The following is a 19744-nucleotide window of genomic DNA, read 5'->3' as shown; positions in this document are numbered from 1 at the left end:
TGTGTTATCCTTATAATAGAAATAAATGGATAGTGAAGGAGGTCCTGATATGCCAAATAAGCAGTTCATACCCTATTTGATATTGCTGTGCGTCATTTTTCTAATCGCGAGTCAAATGGATCTGCCTTATCTGCTAAAACAAGGATTGATTGTGTTGTACGTCATCGCCTATTTCGGCACGCTGATGGTTTCTCGCAAAATGAAAGTTAGGGATCATAAACAATGACTCGAAAAAATCTCCTCTGGTCTTGAGAGACTAGAGGAGATTTTTGTGTTCACGTATTTGCTTGTACGTCCTGATAATCGGATTGATGTTCAAACTCTTTTTTCGCAAACGGACATAACGGTAACAGCTTGACGTTTGCTTCTCGTGCCCAGTTGACGATCTCGGCAACGAGTTGTTCCCCGATCTGTTGATTGCGGTGCGCGGGATCGACGTATGTGTGATCAATGATCCACATGCCGTTGTTCGTATCGCTGTAAGTGATTTCCCCAATCACTTCCTCTTCCTGATGGGCTTCGATTTTACGTTCCGCTCGTTTCAGCTCCATTTGCTTCCCTCCGTTCGTAAGATAAGGCGCCGCTCGGACAACCGTCGACGACCCGCATGACATCGTCCACTGGTGCCCCGTCCGCTTCAATCCACGGACGCCGCTTGACATCAAAGACAGTTGGTAGACTTTGTACACAATGACCAGAGTGAATGCAAACTTCCGAATCAAAATAGACCGTGATCTCTTTGCCTTCATATCCTTTTTTCATGATGTATCGTCTCCCTTTCTTTGTACTCTTGTATCTTTCCACATCCTTGACTCAATCCCTGTCGGCGCTATGAAAAAAGCACTTCCGGACAGAAGTCCGAAAGTGCTTGAGTTGGATTAGAACAAGACCATGTACTGATCGCGTTCCCATTCCGTGACTTGCGTCCGGAACATATCCCATTCGATTTCTTTCAATTCAACGAAGTGCTCTGCGATGTGATCGCCGAGAGCGTGCATGACGACGTCATCCGCTTTCAAGACTTCGAGTGCGTGGCTGAGTGTTGATGGAAGATCATCAATTCCGTTTGCAACGCGTTCCGGTTTGTCCATGACGTAGATGTTGCGGTCGATTGGAGCCGGTGCTTTCAAGTTGTTCTTGATTCCATCAAGACCTGAAGCGAGCAATGTCGCAAGCGCAAGGTACGGGTTCGCTGCTGGATCGACTGAACGAACTTCGATCCGAGTCGAGAGTCCACGTGCTGCAGGAACACGGACGAGTGGTGAACGGTTACGCGCTGACCATGCGACGTAGCAAGGTGCTTCGTAGCCAGGAACAAGACGTTTGTATGAGTTGACTGTCGGGTTACAAACCGCTGTGAACGCACGAGCGTGTTTGAGGATACCTGCCGTGAAGGCACGTGCATCATCCGACAATTGCATGTCTTCGTTGCCTTCATCGAAGAAGACGTTCTCGTTGCCTTTGAAGAGCGACATGTTCGCGTGCATGCCTGATCCGTTGACACCGAAGAGTGGTTTTGGCATGAATGTCGCGTGCAAGTTGTGCTTCGCAGCAATCGTCTTGACGACGAGTTTGAACGTTTGGATGTTATCCGCTGTCGTGATTGCATCCGCATATTTGAAGTCGATTTCGTGTTGACCTGGAGCAACTTCGTGGTGTGATGCTTCGATTTCAAAGCCCATGTTCTCGAGCTCGATGACGATCTCTTTACGGCAGTTTTCACCGAGGTCGACTGGTGCGAGGTCGAAGTATCCACCTTGGTCGTTCAATTCAAGTGTCGGACGACCTTTTTCATCTTTCTTGAAGAGGAAGAATTCTGGCTCTGGTCCAACGTTGAATGATGAGAAACCGAGCTCTTCCATCTCTTTAAGTACCCGTTTGAGCTGACCACGTGGGTCTCCTGCGAACGGCGTGCCATCCGGATTGTGGATGTCACAGATTAAACGTGCAACTTTCCCTGTTCCATCTTCTGTCCATGGGAAGACGACCCATGTGTTCAAGTCTGGGAAGAGATACATATCTGATTCTTCGATCCGGACGAATCCTTCGATCGATGAACCATCGAACATCATTTTGTTATCAAGTGCTTTTTCCAATTGGCTTACTGGAATCTCAACGTTCTTGATCGTTCCGAGGATATCTGTGAACTGTAAGCGAATGAAGCGTACATCCTCAGCTTTAGCGATTTTCAAAATGTCTTCTCGTGTAATGTTGCGACGTGTCATGTGACAAATCCCCTCTCCGATTCGTTTTTATATGGTTACAGGTCCTTACTTGAAGAAACGCCCGAGCTCACCTTGGATGAGCGACGTCTTTCCATGTCGTCCTGCTTCCTTCAATTCATTTTTCAGGAGTTTATACAATTCGCCGTCAGATAGTTCCGGGCGCGTCTCGACGACGCTCTCCGCAACGCGTTCGCGTTTGACAAGATCGTTTTCAAAAATCAATTTGATCCCTGCAATATTCAGTCCCTGATCCAGGTATTCCTTGATCGACAACAGACGATCGACATCGTTGAACGAATAGAGGCGACGCTTCGTCTCTGTCCGCTCCGGTTTGATCAGTCCTTGTTCTTCGTAGTATCGGATCTGGCGGGCAGATAACGCGGTCAACTCTTGAACGACTCCGATGGGAAATAGTGGCTTGGACTGGCGTGATGAGTCTGCCATGTGGTTCCTCCTTTTTCCTTACTCCATGAGAATAAACCTCTGTCAGGCAACTTGTCAAGCGATGTAAGAAAAGTTAACACAACTTTTTTAATCACTTTACATGAAGTCGTTCAGAGGTCTTTTCACGAGATATTCTAGTATTAAACGTTTTTTTCTGGAATTAATTGTTTTTCCATCAAGTGATTGACGGCTGAGATGATGGCAATCTTGACGTGGCTATACGTCAAACCACCTTGGACGTATGCGGTATAGGGCGCACGGATCGGACCATCCGCTGATAACTCGATCGATGATCCTTGTACGAATGTTCCTGCTGCCATGATGACATCGTCCGCATAGCCCGGCATATAATCCGGAATCGGTAACGCATGTGCATTGACGGGTGAAGCGGCTTGAATCGCCTGACAGAAGGCAATCATCGGCTCTGGCGCATGGAACGAGACCGATTGAATCAAATCCGTCCGCTCTGCCGTATGATGAGGTGCCGTGTCAAAGCCAAACTGACCAAGCATGCTCGACGTGAACATCGCGCCCATCAACGCTTGGCTCACCGTATGTGGTGCCATATAGAAGCCTTGGTACATATCCGGAAGTGCGGATAACGATGGACCGGCTTCGGCGCCAATCCCTGGTGTCGTCATCCGGAATGACGCTCGTTCAATCAAATCAGTCCGACCGACGAGATAACCGCCAGTCTTCGCAAGTCCACCACCCGGGTTCTTAATCAACGATCCTGCCATCAAGTCCGCCCCGACGTGTGTCGGTTCGATCGTCTCGACGAACTCACCGTAGCAGTTATCGACGAAGATCAGTACGTGCGGATGAACGGCTTTGATGGCAGCAATCGCTTCTCCGATCTCGTTGACCGGCAGACTGCGTCGTGTCGCATAGCCTTTTGAACGCTGAATCCCGACGACCTTCGTCTGTAGTGTGATCCGTTCGAGAACGGCCGGTACGTCGATCGTCTCGGCGTTTTTCATCTCGACGACATCATACTGGACGCCCAGTTCCTTTAATGAACCGCGTCCGTCACCACGAATTCCGACGATCTCTTCAAGCGTGTCGTATGGTTTTCCTGTGATATAAAGCAATTCGTCTCCTGGCAATAACAAACCGAACAACGCGATACCGATTGCATGGGTTCCGCTGATGATTTGCGGACGACAAAGACCGGCTTCCGCACCGAAGACATCAGCATAGATCCGTTCGAGCGTATCGCGTCCTTCATCGTTGTAGCCGTAACCTGTTGACGGCATGAAGTGAAAATCACTGACCTTGTGACGTCGGAACGCATCGAGGACGCGGAATTGATTGTATTCCGCGACCTCTTGCGCTTTCTTGACGTACGGGGCGATCTGTTCCTCCGCCCGGTCAATGAGCGGACGGAGCGTTTCGTAATGGGTTAATTCTGAAAACATGTTTACACCTCGTATTGTTTCAATGTCGCGTATAGACGCGTATCTTTACGCAAGTAACCTTTTAGAATGACGGAACCATCTTCTTCGAACAATTCCTTCAAATTCATCATGACTTCCTTCGCCGGATTGTAATGGGCAAATCCGTCAACTGGAATGCGAATCTCGAGATACTCGAGGATTTCGCTGATCGAACGTTCGATCTCTTCGATCAAGCGCTCGATATCCTGCGGGTCAAGCGCAGAAATCAGCAGTTTTCCACCTGTGAACAAGCGGTTCAATTGATCCTTCTTGTTGTAGACTTCGAGTTGCGGAATGTCACCGGCACCGAGTTCATCGAGGACATCGTTCGTCGTCTGCATCTGATTCAAGTAATGCTCACTCGACGCATCAACGACATGGAGGATCAAGTCGGCTTCCAGCACTTCCTCGAGTGTCGAACGGAACGCCGCGATCAACTTCGTCGGCAGATCTTGAATGAAACCGACCGTATCCGTCAGGAGAATTTGACCACCTTCCGGCAAATCGACTTGACGTGTCAACGGATCGAGCGTCGCGAACAACTCATCCTTCTCGTATGTGTCGGCTTGTGTCAACCGGTTGAAGATCGTTGATTTGCCAGCATTCGTATAACCGACGAGCGCGATTTGGAATGTCTGGTTCTCTTTGCGACGTTCCCGGTAACGGGCACGGTGCGCGACGGATGTCTCGAGTTGTTTCGAGATCTCATCGACCCGACGCCGGATATGACGGCGGTCCGTCTCGAGTTTCGATTCACCTGGTCCACGCGTCCCGATTCCGCCACCAAGACGTGACAGTTGTGTGCCCTGCCCGGCAAGACGTGGTAAGAGATAACTCATCTGTGCCAGTTCGACCTGCAATTTCCCTTCGCGTGACTGGGCTCGGCCAGCGAAGATATCGAGGATCAACTGCGTCCGGTCAATCAATTTGATGGCTTCCGGGTCCGACAAGGCGATCCGGATATTCTTCATCTGACCGGGCGTGACCTCGGCATTGAATATGATTAAATCAGGTTCAAGTTCGTCTGCTAAAGCAACGAGTTCTTCAACCTTTCCTTTTCCGATGAACGTACGGCGATCAATCGCTTGTCGTTTTTGATCCAGACGACCGACGACGACACCATGCGCAGTCGTTACGAGTGCTTCGAGCTCCGCGACCGATTCTTCATAGACATGGTCCGGGACACCGGGGAGCTGGCAACCAACGACGATGACGCGTTCTGACATAATATCATTCCTTTCACGAGTAAAGACGTACTGCGCCCTTTATCATACCACAGGCACCGGTTCGTCTGAACTTTTTTGGACAGGAAACATCCGTTCGGTTTATGATGGAAGAAAGATTACGATAAGGGGAGGAAAACCATGGCACGCGAACAGTCGTATACGCTTCCAGAGTTCATTGAACGCTATTTATTTTATCTAACGACAAGTGGACGGCAACTTTCGACCGTCCGCCGCTATCGCTATGATTTAATCGAAGTCCACCGCTACATGACCGATGTCGACCAACCACTCGAGACGATCGACGATTTCAAGGCGATTTCGATCGAGACGTGGAAGACGTTCATCAATGAATACTTGATTGAAGAGAAACTCTACCAGCAAGCAACGGTTGCCCGGATCGTCACCGTCATCAATCAAGTCAATTATCAGATTCGACAAACGAAGGCGAAGCTGATCGAATACGCACAACCGACGCACGAATTGACGGCAAAACACGTCGCCTCCTTCAAGGAATATGAGCAATTGGTCCGGACGAATCAATCCGATCGCGGCTTAACGGAACATCAATTGAAGGCACGTCCGTATTTGATCGATCGAAACGAATTGATTCTCCGTCTGTTTTATCGTTACGGTCTACGTGTCCATCACATCATTGGTTTGAAGATGCACGATCTCAATTTCGCCCAGCAAGAGATGACCGTTCATGACCGACTCGGCAACCGTTACCTGCTTCACCTCGAGCGGGAAGATCAAGACATCATGCTGCGTTACTTGAAGACGATTCCGGAGCCGGTCCGCCCCCGTTATCACAGCACCGATCCTTTTTTCGTCGCCTTCGACTTCGCTCGGATGACATTCCGCTGGGTCTACAGCAAAAATGCACCGAAGCAATTGTCGATCGTCATGATTACGAAGATGATGCGTCAGCTGAATGAACGGTCCGATAACAAGCGGATCTTGACACCGTCGATGTTACGCAACAGTTTTATCCTGAAAACATATCAGGACGAGATGACGAAGGAAGAACGTCTGCAGAAGACATGCCTCTATAAGGATGTCTCTCTCCGACGTTATGAAGAGGCGGTTGAGGAACTGACACCGTTGTTGTAAAAAATTCATTAGACTTGGAAGTGACATGAATGACGATTCGAATGACTTATGATCAAGAATCAAAAATGGGATATCTATATCTCTTCCCAGAGACATTTACTCCCGTAATTGAAGAAACGGACGAGCTAGAAGAAAATGCATTCCTTGGCGTAGACGTTGATCAAGAGGGACGCATCATCGGGATTGAATGTTTCAATGAAGAAGCGAACGTGATCCGCGCCGTCCATTCACAAGCATTCTTATACGCAGAACATACAGATCGTTTCTCACTCCGATTGCAAAACACGATTCCAAAAAGTTCGTCTCACCTCCAAGGAGTTACGTTCTACTTCGCTGAAACCGATCATACCGGATTCATCGGATTTGATATCCTCGACTTAGAACAATATCCTGTCGACATCCTTCGCACGCTTGCTCAGCCAGCGTATAAATAATGAAGTCAACAAAAAAAAGACGACCCCCCGGTCGTCTTTTTCATTAGCGAGAGACTTCTTGTGTCTCTTCTTGCTCATATAACGTCACGTTGCGCGCTGGTGCGAACGTCGAGATCGCGTGTTTGTAGATCAATTGCTGTTTGCCTTCGGACTCCAAGATGACCGTGAAGTTATCGAATGACTTGATCAGCCCCCGTAATTGATACCCACTGATTAAGAAAACCGTTGTCGGGACTGCATCTTTCCGTAATTGATTTAAAAAGACGTCCTGAATGTTGTATGTCGCTTTCATGATTCCCCGTGCCCCCTCTTTTTATCTGTTTCTGTCTTCGGGCAACTCTTATTTAACCGCTTTCAGAAACTCTACAGTTCTATCATAGATAATTTTGAACGTTTCTTCAAATGAAAACTTTCCCATATCCACCCAAACGCCATCAAATTGGTGACGGAACCACGTCAATTGACGTTTCGCGAAGCGTCGCGTGTTCCGTTTTAGCATATCAACGGCAGGATCGAGTGGTGCTCCGTCAAGGACTGGTAACATCTCTTTATAACCAATTGCTTGCAGCGCCTTCGTCTGACGGTACCCGGCAGCGTCCAGACGCGCCACTTCCTCAAGAAGCCCACTTTCGACCATCATATCTACTCGTTGATCGATCCGGTCATACAAGCGATCCCGGTCTTCCATGTGTAGGACGAACAGTAGACTCTCATAAAGTGCCGGCTTACTACCGGTCGTTTGTGTCTGACCGGTCCGTGCGACCTCGATCGCCCGAACGACCCGCTGGATATTATTCGGATGAATCGCTTCGGCGCGCACCGGATCAAGTTCCTTCAACTGGTCATGCAATGCATTCGCACCGTGCGTCGCCGCGTACGCTTCGAGTTCAGCACGCAAGGCTGGATCTTCCGCCTGCTCAGTGAACTGGTAATCATATAAAATCGACCGGATATAAAGCCCGGTTCCACCGACGATGATCGGTAACTTGCCCCGACTTGCGATCTCATCAATCGTCGCTCGGGCAACCGTCTGAAAACGCGCTACACTCATCTCGTCGTCCGGTGTGACGAGATCTAGCAAGTGGTGCGGCACCCCTTCCATCTCTTCGGTCGTCACTTTGGCTGATCCGATGTCCATCCCTTGATAGACTTGGACGGAGTCTCCCGATAACACTTCTCCGTTTAATCGTTTGGCTAGTTCAATGCCCGTCTTCGTTTTTCCGACTGCCGTCGGTCCGACGATGACGATGACTGGTTGTTTCTTCATTTTTCTTCACCCATTCTCTATCTTTTCATTCTGATTCGAGTGTACCACAGCCACTTACTCGGATTAAAAAAATCAATGAAAAAACCGCCCATTCTGGACGGCTTCCACTTGCTCGTCTTATACGCGACGGATGAAATCGTCATAAATGGCACTAAAAATGCACCACCCACAAATGACGACGCCTGTCAGCATGATGCCCCAATCTGCCATGGTCGTTCCTCCTCTAATCATCGTTATTCTCTCTTTTGACGGTTTGAATGGTTTGTAAACCCTTTCGAGCAGGTTTGACACCAATTCTTGGAATCAGTATGATAAAAGTACGATTGGTACGTAGCGCGGAGGCTGACCTGCATCGGCTTCCTATTAGAGGCACTGCCTCTCGATTCCATGTCTTGTGCTTGCACGAGGCGACATAGGGAGAATTCGTTCTTCCAAGCGACAGGTCCGGCATCATGCCCGGGCCTGTTCTGCGTGCCGGTACATTATTTCGAAAGGAGCCGATTGTCGTGCGTATTCAAATCATTGGTGGATCAGGTACCGGAAAAAGTACACTGGGCGCCTTCATCGGACAAGCTGAACAGATTCCCTGGATTGATACCGACCATTATCTTTGGACAGATACGACGTTCACTGAAAAGCGAGACGTCTCCGAGCGATTTTCCATGTATGAAGCAGATCTTATGTCTTACAACGATTACATCGTCTCCGGCTCTGTCTTCGCTTGGCATCCGGATGGTTTCATCAATCGGGACTTGCTTGTCTTCCTGTCGCTCGACGAATCGGTTCGGATGGAACGTCTCATCGCGCGCGAAAAAGCACGATACCCAGATTTTACAGGCTCCAATGAATTCCTTGACTGGTGCCGGACGTATCACACGGCGACGGATCCATCGATGATCGGTACGTTCGCAGAACACCAGTATCAGATGGACCAGTCGATTTCCCCGATTCTGATAGTAGATGCTTCGTTATCGACACAACTTCAGTATCAAAAAATAATCGAGACATACGATCGTTTGTCGCTTCATCCATGAAAAACGGGTCCCCCTCTATAGGTGGACCCGTTCGTCTTAATACATATCTTTTTGTGTGAAGTTCCAAAACGCAACGATTAGCGCCGCGACCGTCCAACAACCGAGGACAGCAAGTGAGAACGGAAGCGTCATTCCTTCGATTGGTGGTGCTTGTCCATCGAGATAGTTGATCAGTCCGAAATTGACGTTGACGAGATATTTCGAGCTCGTCCAACTTGAACCAAGCGTCGTCAGTAACGTACCGGAAATCAAGACTGCCATCATGATCCCGATCCCTGTCGCTGTGTTTTTGACGAGAACAGAGACCATCAAGGCGATCGTTCCGACAACGGCTGTGACGATCCACGCTAGACCGACTGCCATCAAGAGGTACTCCCACATCGGTAACGTATGCACGAACTCGGTCGAGAACGTACCGCTCGGTGAGGCTTGGAAACCGGTCAAGATCGGTGCTGTCCAGCCGTCATAGCCGAGGACGATCCCGGATATCGCGTAACAGACGGCGACGGTCAATGCCATCAACATCGACGTATAGAGTAACACCGTCAACCATTTCGCCATCAGGATTTTCCAGCGCCGGACTGGTCGCGACAGGAGCGTCTTGATCGTTCCATCATTTTGCTCCCCACTGACGATATCCGCCATGATGACGATGATGAACAGCGGTAAGATCAGCGTCAATCCTTGCGAGAAGAAGATCCGGATGAACGTCGGGGCTCCCGGATAGTTCGGGTTGATGTCGTTATCGAGATAGTATTGATTTTGTTTGAGGTCAAACTCAAGGAACTGACGGAACTCATCTTGAATACTGCTAGAAGCAAGACGGTTCTGCGTGTCGACGATGTCTTGTTGTAACTCAACCCGCCAATCGAGCGTTCCCTGCTTTTTGATTTGTTCTTGGATGTCTCGGTACTGTGCGTACGTAAACATCGAGACAAGAACGACGAGAATGATCGCAACGACGGCAAAACGACGTTTCGAAGCAATTTTCGTCACTTCATTTCGTACGAGACCGATCATGTTCGGATTACGCAATGTGATCGCCTCCCGTTAACGTGATGAATAGATCTTCGAGCGTTTGGACCTTCCGTTCAATCGTCCAGACTTCGACCCCTGCTTCGAGCAGCTGCTTATTGAGCGCTGGTGTCTTGCTTGCATCCATCAAAGTATGAACCGTATTCGCATCGACGACTTCGGACACTTGGACTAAATCGGATGCTGATAAAATCTCATTCGCCTTAAAGGCATCATCGACACGCCAGTCAACGCCTGGTGCGAGCGACTCGACCAGTTCCTTGACCGTTCCGACTTGAACGATTTTGCCATAACTCATGATTGCAACTCGATCGGCAAGCATTTCGATCTCAGCCAAGATATGACTCGAGACGAGGACCGACAGTCCCGTTTCCTCGACGAGCCGGCGGATGAATTGACGTAAATCCCGAATCCCCATCGGATCGAGACCATTCGTCGGTTCGTCGAGAATCAAGACGCTTGGTCGTCCGAGTAATGCTTGTGCGATGCCGAGACGCTGCCGCATCCCGAGCGAGTATGTCCGGACTTGATCATCAACACGCGCCGTCAAATCGACGAGATCGATGACTTCCTGAATCCGAGCCTCATCGACATTCGGTAACATCCGGGCAAAGACTTGTAGATTTTCGCGACCCGTTAAATACTTATACAACTCTGGATTTTCAACGATCGAGCCAATCCGCTCCATCGCTTGGACGAACTGTTTGCGGACGTCGAAGTCACAGACCGTGATTTTACCGGACGTCGGTTTGATCAAGCCGACGAGCATCCGGATCGTCGTCGTTTTTCCTGCCCCGTTCGGTCCAAGGAAGCCAAAAACTTCACCTGGTTGGATCTCAAACGAGATATTATCAATGATCGTCTTTTTTCCGATCACCTTTGTTACACCTTCTAATTTCACTGTTGGTTTCACGTCTCTCACCTCTTATTGTCTATTCTAGCGGAATAATGAATCATTTGACTTGTCAGAACACTTCATTTCCGCACATTCTTTCAACTTTTGCTACAATCAGGTTAGAACCTAGAAGGAGGAACGTTCATGAAGCGATTACGCTGGCCCCTGTTTTTAACCGTCTCACTCGTTTTGACGGCAATCTTTGGATACGGCTTCGTCAGTGCCTATAGTGACGTCGTCAACCCACCAAAACGTGCCGTCTTGACACCTACGAAGGAAGAGCCTGTCAAAAAAGGCGGGACGTACGTCGCGCTTGGTGATTCCTTGACACGTGGTGTCGGAGCATCAAACGGCAATAGTTACGCTGCAATCGTCGGACGCGATCTTGTCAAAGATAACACTGTCGAGCGCTTCCAGAATCTTGCCGTCAGTGGTGCCCGGACGGAAGATTTACTGAAACAACTAGAACAAAAAGAAGTCTTACGCTCAATCAAACAAGCAAAAGTCATCTCGGTGACGATTGGCGGAAATGACTTATTCAATCGTGGTGAAGGCGTCGCAAACTTCAATGCGAAGAAGACAGCCGAAACCGTCACGACGGCACAAGCGAACTTGAAAAAGACGTTCAGTATCCTACGAGAACAAAATCCGGATGCTGTCATCTTCTACGTCGGGCTCTATAATCCTTTCCGCGCGACGGAAAACGGTGAAGCATTCGATGCCATCGTCCAAGATTGGAACGCAAAATCACGGACGCTCGGTATCGAGTACGATGTCGAGATCATCGACACGTTCAATCTCGTGCGTGACGTCAAACGTGATTTATCGAGTGACCAGTTCCACCCGAACGATTCTACCTACGAAGAGATTGCAAAAGCTTCCTTACTTGCTGTCAACAAACGTTTTTAACAATAAAAGCCGCCAATTTGGCGGCTTTTTGTTCCGATTCATTTCAGGCGTTTCGCAAGAGAGACGAGTCCCCATTGGAGCGGCAACCGTGTCCAAAGCAACCAAGACGGAAGACGTTTTCCATTAATCGGCTTCGGATTGACTGCCATGTTGACGTTTGCGGGTAAGACTGCATATAAGAAGGCAGGAAGAGTCTTACGAACGAGGTGCACCCCTTTTCCTGTCAACAACATGACACCGTAAGCGATTTCGATGACACCTGTCACTTGAACGAAAAAGCGCTTGAACGGAATGAACGACGGCATGATGCTGACGAATCCTTTTTCATTACGGAAATGACCAACTCCCGCAAACAACAATCCTGCTCCATAGACTAGACGCAATAGCATTATGTTCCACACTCTCTTTCTGTTAATGAAATATATGTTCGAGACAGCTTCAGTGTATCGAACTGACCTGATTATCTCAACTTTTAGAAATTGTCGTCGAATTATGGGGAATGATGAGTCATTTCGGAATGTCTCCCGTAATCAGTGAAGAGGTTGTTTCATTTGCTATGATGAAATCAGAAATCATACAGAGAGGAATGATGACTTATGGCTGGAAAAACGAAAGCACTTTTACCTGGATTGACTGGAGGCATCATCGGCGCGGTCTTGACGGCTACGGTTGCCTTTCCGATCCTACTCGATCAAGAACAGCAGGTCGCTGATACCCCACTATCAAATGGTATGCCAAAACAAGTCTCGACGACATCGAATGATCCGGTGACGAACGCAGTTGCTACGGCTCAAAAATCAGTCGTGACCGTAACGAACTATCAAACGGGCAACTCGATGTCGCAACAAGAAGCAGCGGCTGGTTCAGGGTCCGGTGTCATCTATAAGAAAGAGGATGGCAAAGCATACATCATTACGAACCATCACGTCGTCGATGGGGCATCAAAACTCGATGTAACGTTGAATGACGGCAAGACGCTCTCAGCCAAGTTGCTTGGTAGCGACGAAACCTATGACTTAGCTGTGCTTGAAGTTGACGCAAGCGATGTTCCGGGCGTCATCACACTCGGGAAATCAGCGGACTTAAAAGCCGGACAAACGGTCCTTGCAATCGGTAACCCGCTCGGTGAGTTCCAAAACTCCGTCACACGCGGAATCGTCAGTTCGAAAGACCGGACCGTACCGGTCGATACGAACAGTGATGGACAAGACGACTTCAATACGACAGTCATTCAAACGGATGCCGCAATCAACCCTGGTAACTCAGGGGGTGCCTTGATCAATGAACAAGGACAACTCGTCGGAATCAACTCGATGAAAATCGCTGAGTCTGGTGTTGAAGGCGTCGGCTTCAGTATCCCGATCGATGATGCATTACCAATCCTCAAACAGCTTGAAACAAACGGTAAAGTTGAGCATCCGACGCTCGGTGTGTCCTTACAAGACGTTGCGGCGTTCCCTGCCGGTTATCTTAAAGATCAAGTCAAACTACCAGACAGTCAAAAAACAGGTGTCGTCGTCATGTCAGTCGAACCGAACAGTCCAGCTGCTGCGGCTAAACTGAAAACAGGTGACGTCATCACGAAAATCAATGACTCCGAAATCAAAGCATTCGTTGACATCAAAACGGCACTGATCAAATCAGATGGACCGCTCTCCTTGACGATCATCCGTGATGGGAAAACAATGACGGTCGAAACCAAAACAACGACGACCGACCAGCTGTAAAGCTTCAGCCTGACGTTTCGTCCGCCTTCCTTTTCGGGTATTGTTTTAGAACAATATCGAATTGGGAGGCTTTTTCTATGTATGACTTAATCGGCATTGGCATTGGTCCGATGAATTTAGGATTGAGCGCACTTGCGCATCCGACAGATTTAAAGACGTTATTTTTTGACGAAAGCGAACAATTTTCATGGCATCCCGGCATGATGATCCAGGACTCGATGATGCAGACGAGCTTCATCTCCGATCTCGTCACACTCGCCGATCCGACAAGTTCGTTTTCCTATCTCAATTACTTACGATCGATTCACCGTCTCCACACGTTTTACTTCTATGAAAAACTTCTGATTTCAAGACAAGGTTACAACGATTACTTACGTTGGGTCGCAACACAACTTGAAGATCTCCGCTTTTCGACACGTGTCATCGACGTGCAAGACACCGGTGATAGTTTTGAAGTCCTCGTCGAAGATGTCTCGACCGGTAAACGCGAAACGTTCGAAGCACGAAACGTCGTCATCGGCACTGGTTCAAAACCCGCCATCCCGGATACGTTTGACGAACGCGTCATCCACAATACGCAATATGTCATGAACAAGGCAAATTTACTTCAGCGCAACAAAATCAGCATCGTCGGCTCCGGTCAAAGTGCCGCCGAGATTTTCCTTGATCTCTTGACGACGCCTGCTTCAGAGCGTCCTGAACTCGAGTGGATTGCGCGTTCGACACTGTTTGAGACACTTGAGACCGGCAAACTCGGAGAAGAAATTTTTTCACCGAGCTACGTCACGTACTTCAACCAACTTCCACTCGAAGTACGACAAGAGTCGGTCAAGAAGTTTGCCCGCTCTCAGAACGGTATCAGTCCGGAGACCCTGCAATCGATCTACGCCCATCTCTATGATTTGACGGAAGAGGAACAACGACAGGTCGCGATCCGCGCGAATCTTGAAGTAAAAGAGATTACGTACGATGAGCGGTTCACGATTGCGATGCAACATCAAGAACTTGAGGATGAACGTATGTCCGTAACAGATGCCGTCATTGCGGCAACTGGTTTTTCGCCATCCCTTCCGAGCTTCATCGACCGACTTGATATCGTATTCGAAGCACCGAATGCCTGGAAAGTCGATGCCGACTACCAAATCGTGCGTTCGGTCGAGACAGCCCACCATCTATACGCAACCGCTAATTTAGAATTATCACACGGTCCGGCTGCGGATAATCTTGGTATGTCCGTCTCGCGGAACCAGTTGATCTTGAACGCTGTCGCCGGTACGGAACTGTATCCGGTCGAACGACATGCGACGTTTACGACGTTCGATTAAGTCACTAAACCAAACGAACGAGGAATGGCGCGCGCCACTCCTCGTTCGTTTTTCGTTTTACGGTTTTTTCGTCAACTCTAGTGCAGCCAGCAATAACAACGTGGCTTGAACTCGTGTCACACCTGTTTTAGCGAGCAACAAATGAAAGGCAATCAACCAGTTGACCTCGTCTGAAAATCGATTCCGTGCCCGCTCCCGGTCGACGATCCGGGTCACATAAATCCAGTCGACACGTTCCATTGTAGGGAGTAACGCAAGAATTGGCATTAAACGATCCCAGATGATGATCTCTCTCCGCTCTAACAGTTCCCGCCACGCAATGATTCGTTCCTGTTGCGCTGAAGGATCTGGATGCGCCGCTAAGATTTGCGCCGTAATGACACGTTCACTCGTTCGTTCCATGAATTGCGCGAGCCACTCTTCCGATGTATTGACCCGCTCTAGAAATTCTTCTGGTAATGGCTGCTGTTCAAGCAAGGTCGATGTCACGACGTACTGCTTTGCTACATTTAGATGAGGTCGTGTCGCGTGCAGCCGTTCCATATAGGGAAAGGCATCGATTCCTTGACGCCGATTCAATACTTCGTTGAGAGCAAAAAATGGACGAACCCCTTTATCACGAATCAGGCGATGTTTAATCTTCTTTTCCGCAACGATGATCTCTTCGATGAGAACATCGGGATCCGTGCTATTCAATTGAACATGGGCGACAAGTAACGGCGTATAACGGCTCCGAAGCGCTGAAAAACGCGATGTCTTGTGTTTGATCGTCCGCATTAGCCTTTCATATACAGTTTGTTCAAAGACAGTATCATGAATCGTGTAAGACAGTGCAAAAAAACGATGGAAATCATGTGACGTCTCTTCCCGCAAGACGGGATAACTCTCATCATAGTTCTCACAGAATTGACCGTACATCCTTCCACCTCGCCTTCTTTTCTATAAATCGTTTTCCCTAAAATTAGCATACACAATCTTATTTTTGAACGAACAAAAAAAGCAACGGAACATGTCCATTGCTTTCCAATCTTTCAAATCGATTCAAACTCGTTGTCTCTCTAACAACCGGGAGAAATAACCACCTTGATTCATCAGTTCGTCATGCGAGCCTTCTTCGACGATGCCGTCCTTCGTAACGACGAAAATCTTATCCGCATTCCGGATCGTCGCTAAACGATGGGCAATGACGAGCGTCGTCCGGTTCTCGGACAACTCGGCGAGCGATTCTTGGATCAGTGCTTCCGTTTCCGTGTCGAGCGCAGACGTCGCTTCATCGAGAATCAAAATCGGCGGGTTCTTAAGGAACATCCGTGCAATGGCAAGTCGTTGCTTTTGCCCACCCGATAACTTGAGTCCCCGTTCGCCGATTTGTGTCGCATACCCATCCGGAAGATCCGCGATCATCGGACCGAGATGGGCACGTTCCGCCGCTTGCACGATGTCTTCGTGCGTCGCATTCAGGTCACCGTAGGCGATGTTTTCAGCGATCGTCCCTGAGAACAAGAAGACATCCTGCTGGACGATCCCGATTTGTTGTCGCAGAGACTCCTTCGTCATCTGCCGGATATCGATTCCGTCAATCGTGATTGCGCCATCTAGAACATCGTAAAAACGTGGAATCAACGAACAGATCGTCGTCTTCCCTGCCCCTGATGTTCCGACGAACGCGACTGTCTGACCCGGTTCGACCGTCAGATTGATATTCTCTAGAATGAGACGATCGGCTTCATAACCGAACGCCACATCCTTGAATGTGATGCCACCGTTCAACCGATCAACGACGAGTGCGTCTGGCGCATCCGGAATCGATGCATCCTCATCAATCATCGAGAGGAAGCGTTTGAAGCCAGCCATCCCTTTTGGATACATCTCAAGTAATGCGGTGATTTTGTCGATTGGCTTCAGCAGGATGTTCATATAAAGAATGAATCCGACGAGTTCCCCTGCCGTTAAAGCTTCGCGATACGTCAAGTAGGCACCGACGACTAAAACGGCAAGCGTCATCAAACGGGTCGTCAAGTAGATGCCGGATAGACTCTTACTCATGACCTTGTAGGCATTGATCTTCGACTGCCGGAACGTCGCGTTGTCTTTTTCAAAACGCTCGATTTCGTAAGCTTCGTTCGTGAATGACTGGACGACACGGACACCAGAGACACTGTCCTCGACGCGCGAATTGACTTCAGCGATATTACCATACATCCGGTCCCACGATTTATTCATCCGGACGTTCGCATAACTGATCAGCCAGATCAGGAATGGTACGGCGATGATCGTCACGAGCGCGAGTGGTACGTTGATTGTTAACATGATCGAGAACGCACCAAGCAATGTCATGACGGCAATGAAGGCATCTTCCGGACCGTGATGGGCAAGTTCCCCGATATCAAACAAATCATTCGTGATCCGACTCATGATATGACCCGTCTTCGTATTATCGAAGAAGCGGAACGACTGTTTCTGCACATGGCTGAACAGTTGACGACGCATATCGGTCTCGATATTGATCCCGAGCTTATGTCCAAAATAGTTGACGACGAACTGCATCAACGTGCTGATGATGTAGAGTGCTAATAGTCCGACGCTGACGAGGATGATCCAGTTCATCTCACCGTTTGGCAACAAGGAGTCGATGAACCACTGGACAGCGAGTGGAAAAGCAAGTTCTAAAACCCCGACGAATAAGGCAGATATAAAATCAAGCCAAAATAAACGTTTATGCGGGATATAATATTGATAAAAACGGCGTAACATGTGTAGCCTCCTTCCGAGTACTTCTAGTGTACTCGAACTTTTTTGAAAATACTGTATCGAGCTATTCATTTTTTATTAAAACAACCGCTTAGTTTTTTAGAACAAAAATATATTTTAAAATCAGGGGAATTAGCACTTTTTATGACAAAATGGTAACAACGATTTTTACCTATCTATTTGGAAGGAGCTACGTCACGTGAAGAAGACATTTCTCGCTCTTACGACGATCGCCTTGATCAGTTCAACCGGACCGGTCTCTGCTGCGTCAACGACCTTAACATTGACGGATAACGTCAACATTCGCTCGGCTGCCTCGACTTCCGCGAAGGTCATCACGACACTGAAAAAAGGAACGAAGCTGACAGCAGTCAAGAAGGTCAACAGCTGGTACGAAATCCGTTACCAGTCAAAACCAGCCTTCATCACTTCAGCATACGTCAAGGCGACGACAGTAAAGACTACGACAACGACGACCTACATAACGAACACCGATGCTGTCAACGTCCGCCAACAAGCAACGACGAGTTCGAAATCACTCGGAAAACTGGCAAAAAATAGCGTTCTGACTGTTACGAAAAAATCCGGTGATTGGTATCAAATCACGTATAAGAAGCAAGTAGCTTTTATCCATGCATCATTAGTTGATAAAAAGACAATGAAAGTAACGTCTACGTCAAAACCTGCTACGACGACACCCGTCAAGAACGTCATTAAAGCGGTCGATCGCTCGAAGATCTACACGGTTAATGCGAAGGAAGGCTTGAACGCACGGACTGCTGCAGCAACGAACGCAAAAATTTACAAGACATTACCCCATCAGACAGTACTCGATGTCACAGGTGCCGTTGATTCGTGGTACCAAGTCAAGCTCGACGGAAAAGAAGCGTATGTTGCTTCAACTTATGTCAAAGCTTCAACAAAAGCTTCGCCACCAACAACACCAACGACTCCCGGAGTCTCTGTGACGCCGGTTGATGCTTCGAAGACGTATCGCGTCAATGCCCCAACCGGGCTGAACGTCCGCACATTGCCTTCGACGTCTTCTAAAGTCTTCACGCAAGTCGGACACGGCTCAACGGTCAATGTCACAGGTGAAACGACAGGAAAAGATAGCGGCTGGTACCAGATCAAGATTGGAACGGGTCTCTACTATGTTGCGAAGAGTTACATCACGACGGGATCCGTCACAACGACGCCTCCGGTCACGCCACCACCTCCTGTGACGACCGTACCTGGTTCGACATTGATGGAACGTGCGATCTCGATTGGGCAACAATATCTTGGTACACCATACGTCTGGGGATCAAGTAGCCCCGTCAATGGTGGATTCGATTGCTCTGGTTTTGTGAATTACACGTTGAATGCCGCTGGCTATGCTGTCGGACGGACGAACGTCAACGGTTACTGGAACGATGATCGGTATCTCGGAGCGAAGTTATCAAAATTACGTCAACCGAAGCGTGGCGATATCATCTTCTTCGAAAACACCTATGCCGCTGGTCCGACACATATTGGCATCATGCTGAACAATGATCAGTTCATTCATGCAAATGAACCTGCTTTAGGTATCAGCCGTGTATCGGAACGTTACTGGACGCAAAAACTATTAGGCTTTAAATCACTTTAAACTTTCCTCATCCATCCCTCGGGGTGGATGTTTTTTGTCTTACCACTTCACTTTGGGATATACTGGATATGGAAAGGATGTGTCTGCATGTCTTACAAAACACTGTATGTTCGGCTTCTCTTTCTTGCCTTATTGATTTTTGGTGGCTCGATGCTCTTGCATTATATCCAGACGGGAGACGTCTATATCGGTCACTTGATCGTTTCCGTCGCCGCATGCGTCTTATTGATTTTCAGAAGAACGACATCCTCACACGAACAGGCATGAAGCACACTCGCCTCATGCCTGTTTTTTTG

General features: G+C 48.5%; 22 protein-coding genes. 9 read left to right on the top strand and 13 right to left on the bottom strand.

What is annotated here, in order from left to right; genetic code table 11:
* Positions 1 to 49: 49 nt before the first annotated feature.
* Positions 50 to 226, top strand: coding sequence for a hypothetical protein (locus EXW93_RS05460; RefSeq protein WP_174316095.1), 177 nt, complete (start codon positions 50 to 52; stop codon positions 224 to 226).
* 49 nt (positions 227 to 275) lie between these two features.
* Here EXW93_RS05460 and EXW93_RS05455 read toward each other — a convergent pair whose 3' ends face one another.
* The 6 genes from EXW93_RS05455 to hflX all read right to left on the bottom strand — a co-directional run bounded on the left by EXW93_RS05455 (position 276) and on the right by hflX (position 5331).
* Positions 276 to 551: a GNAT family N-acetyltransferase gene (locus EXW93_RS05455; protein ID WP_174316094.1), complete on the bottom strand. Its 276-nt coding sequence runs from the start codon at positions 549 to 551 to the stop codon at positions 276 to 278.
* On the bottom strand, positions 526 to 762 hold the full coding sequence (locus tag EXW93_RS05450; RefSeq protein ID WP_035398132.1) for a (4Fe-4S)-binding protein: 237 nt from the start codon (positions 760 to 762) through the stop codon (positions 526 to 528). The genes EXW93_RS05455 and EXW93_RS05450 overlap by 26 nt, the downstream gene beginning before the upstream one ends.
* A gap of 116 nt (positions 763 to 878) precedes the next feature.
* Complete coding sequence (gene glnA, locus EXW93_RS05445; protein ID WP_023467759.1) at positions 879 to 2225, bottom strand: type I glutamate--ammonia ligase; 1347 nt, start codon at positions 2223 to 2225, stop codon at positions 879 to 881.
* A 45-nt stretch (positions 2226 to 2270) separates the two neighbouring features.
* Positions 2271 to 2669 carry a MerR family transcriptional regulator gene (locus EXW93_RS05440; protein ID WP_023467758.1) on the bottom strand — a complete coding sequence of 133 codons (399 nt, stop codon included), beginning with the start codon at positions 2667 to 2669 and terminating at the stop codon, positions 2271 to 2273.
* 140 nt (positions 2670 to 2809) lie between these two features.
* A complete protein-coding gene (locus EXW93_RS05435) occupies positions 2810 to 4087 on the bottom strand; it encodes a methionine gamma-lyase family protein (RefSeq protein ID WP_035398134.1) in 1278 nt (425 codons plus the stop codon).
* A gap of 2 nt (positions 4088 to 4089) precedes the next feature.
* A complete protein-coding gene (gene hflX / locus EXW93_RS05430; RefSeq protein ID WP_174316093.1) occupies positions 4090 to 5331 on the bottom strand; it encodes a GTPase HflX in 1242 nt (413 codons plus the stop codon).
* Positions 5332 to 5469: 138 nt separating this feature from the next.
* On the opposite strand from hflX, the gene EXW93_RS05425 reads away from it, so the two are divergent.
* Together EXW93_RS05425 and EXW93_RS05420 are read left to right on the top strand one after the other, a co-directional pair.
* Complete coding sequence (locus EXW93_RS05425) at positions 5470 to 6441, top strand: site-specific integrase (protein WP_058265193.1); 972 nt, start codon at positions 5470 to 5472, stop codon at positions 6439 to 6441.
* 29 nt (positions 6442 to 6470) lie between these two features.
* The gene (locus EXW93_RS05420; RefSeq protein WP_174316092.1) at positions 6471 to 6875 is read left to right on the top strand and encodes a DUF2283 domain-containing protein; all 405 of its coding nucleotides are present in this window, start codon (positions 6471 to 6473) and stop codon (positions 6873 to 6875) included.
* A 43-nt stretch (positions 6876 to 6918) separates the two neighbouring features.
* Here the strand turns inward: EXW93_RS05420 and hfq are convergent, their stop codons facing one another.
* Positions 6919 to 7167: an RNA chaperone Hfq gene (hfq, locus tag EXW93_RS05415; RefSeq protein ID WP_023467753.1), complete on the bottom strand. Its 249-nt coding sequence runs from the start codon at positions 7165 to 7167 to the stop codon at positions 6919 to 6921.
* 48 nt (positions 7168 to 7215) lie between these two features.
* A complete protein-coding gene (gene miaA, locus EXW93_RS05410; protein WP_029341237.1) occupies positions 7216 to 8142 on the bottom strand; it encodes a tRNA (adenosine(37)-N6)-dimethylallyltransferase MiaA in 927 nt (308 codons plus the stop codon).
* A 506-nt stretch (positions 8143 to 8648) separates the two neighbouring features.
* On the opposite strand from miaA, the gene EXW93_RS05405 reads away from it, so the two are divergent.
* Positions 8649 to 9176, top strand: coding sequence for a P-loop NTPase family protein (locus EXW93_RS05405; protein WP_023467750.1), 528 nt, complete (start codon positions 8649 to 8651; stop codon positions 9174 to 9176).
* A gap of 36 nt (positions 9177 to 9212) precedes the next feature.
* Here EXW93_RS05405 and EXW93_RS05400 read toward each other — a convergent pair whose 3' ends face one another.
* On the bottom strand, positions 9213 to 10211 hold the full coding sequence (locus tag EXW93_RS05400) for an ABC transporter permease (RefSeq protein ID WP_023467749.1): 999 nt from the start codon (positions 10209 to 10211) through the stop codon (positions 9213 to 9215).
* Positions 10204 to 11124, bottom strand: coding sequence for an ABC transporter ATP-binding protein (locus EXW93_RS05395; RefSeq protein WP_023467748.1), 921 nt, complete (start codon positions 11122 to 11124; stop codon positions 10204 to 10206). The genes EXW93_RS05400 and EXW93_RS05395 overlap by 8 nt, the downstream gene beginning before the upstream one ends.
* Positions 11125 to 11250: 126 nt before the next feature.
* On the opposite strand from EXW93_RS05395, the gene EXW93_RS05390 reads away from it, so the two are divergent.
* Positions 11251 to 12015: an SGNH/GDSL hydrolase family protein gene (locus EXW93_RS05390; RefSeq protein ID WP_023467747.1), complete on the top strand. Its 765-nt coding sequence runs from the start codon at positions 11251 to 11253 to the stop codon at positions 12013 to 12015.
* Between the two features lie 38 nt (positions 12016 to 12053).
* Here the strand turns inward: EXW93_RS05390 and EXW93_RS05385 are convergent, their stop codons facing one another.
* Entirely contained in the window at positions 12054 to 12404 is a 351-nt protein-coding gene (locus EXW93_RS05385) for a DoxX family protein (protein WP_029341233.1), read from the bottom strand.
* A gap of 207 nt (positions 12405 to 12611) precedes the next feature.
* On the opposite strand from EXW93_RS05385, the gene EXW93_RS05380 reads away from it, so the two are divergent.
* Together EXW93_RS05380 and EXW93_RS05375 are read left to right on the top strand one after the other, a co-directional pair.
* Positions 12612 to 13742 (top strand): S1C family serine protease, encoded by a 1131-nt coding sequence (locus tag EXW93_RS05380; RefSeq protein WP_174316091.1) that lies wholly within the window; start codon positions 12612 to 12614, stop codon positions 13740 to 13742.
* A gap of 77 nt (positions 13743 to 13819) precedes the next feature.
* Positions 13820 to 15067, top strand: a complete 1248-nt coding sequence (locus EXW93_RS05375) for a lysine N(6)-hydroxylase/L-ornithine N(5)-oxygenase family protein (RefSeq protein WP_058265188.1) — start codon at positions 13820 to 13822, stop codon at positions 15065 to 15067.
* Positions 15068 to 15124: 57 nt separating this feature from the next.
* Here EXW93_RS05375 and EXW93_RS05370 read toward each other — a convergent pair whose 3' ends face one another.
* Positions 15125 to 15985, bottom strand: a complete 861-nt coding sequence (locus tag EXW93_RS05370; RefSeq protein WP_055967159.1) for a DUF4003 family protein — start codon at positions 15983 to 15985, stop codon at positions 15125 to 15127.
* Positions 15986 to 16108: 123 nt separating this feature from the next.
* Entirely contained in the window at positions 16109 to 17821 is a 1713-nt protein-coding gene (locus tag EXW93_RS05365; RefSeq protein WP_023467742.1) for an ABC transporter ATP-binding protein, read from the bottom strand.
* A 196-nt stretch (positions 17822 to 18017) separates the two neighbouring features.
* Between EXW93_RS05365 and EXW93_RS05360 the strand changes: the two genes are divergently transcribed.
* Complete coding sequence (locus EXW93_RS05360; RefSeq protein WP_174316090.1) at positions 18018 to 19448, top strand: C40 family peptidase; 1431 nt, start codon at positions 18018 to 18020, stop codon at positions 19446 to 19448.
* A gap of 87 nt (positions 19449 to 19535) precedes the next feature.
* Positions 19536 to 19715 carry a hypothetical protein gene (locus EXW93_RS05355; protein WP_174316089.1) on the top strand — a complete coding sequence of 60 codons (180 nt, stop codon included), beginning with the start codon at positions 19536 to 19538 and terminating at the stop codon, positions 19713 to 19715.
* Positions 19716 to 19744 lie beyond the last annotated feature (29 nt).

Source organism: Exiguobacterium sp. JMULE1, assembly GCF_013337175.1.
Taxonomy (GTDB): domain Bacteria; phylum Bacillota; class Bacilli; order Exiguobacteriales; family Exiguobacteriaceae; genus Exiguobacterium_A; species Exiguobacterium_A indicum.
The sequence above is the reverse complement of the archived record's forward strand: the minus strand, read 5'-3'. Positions and strand labels throughout refer to the sequence as shown.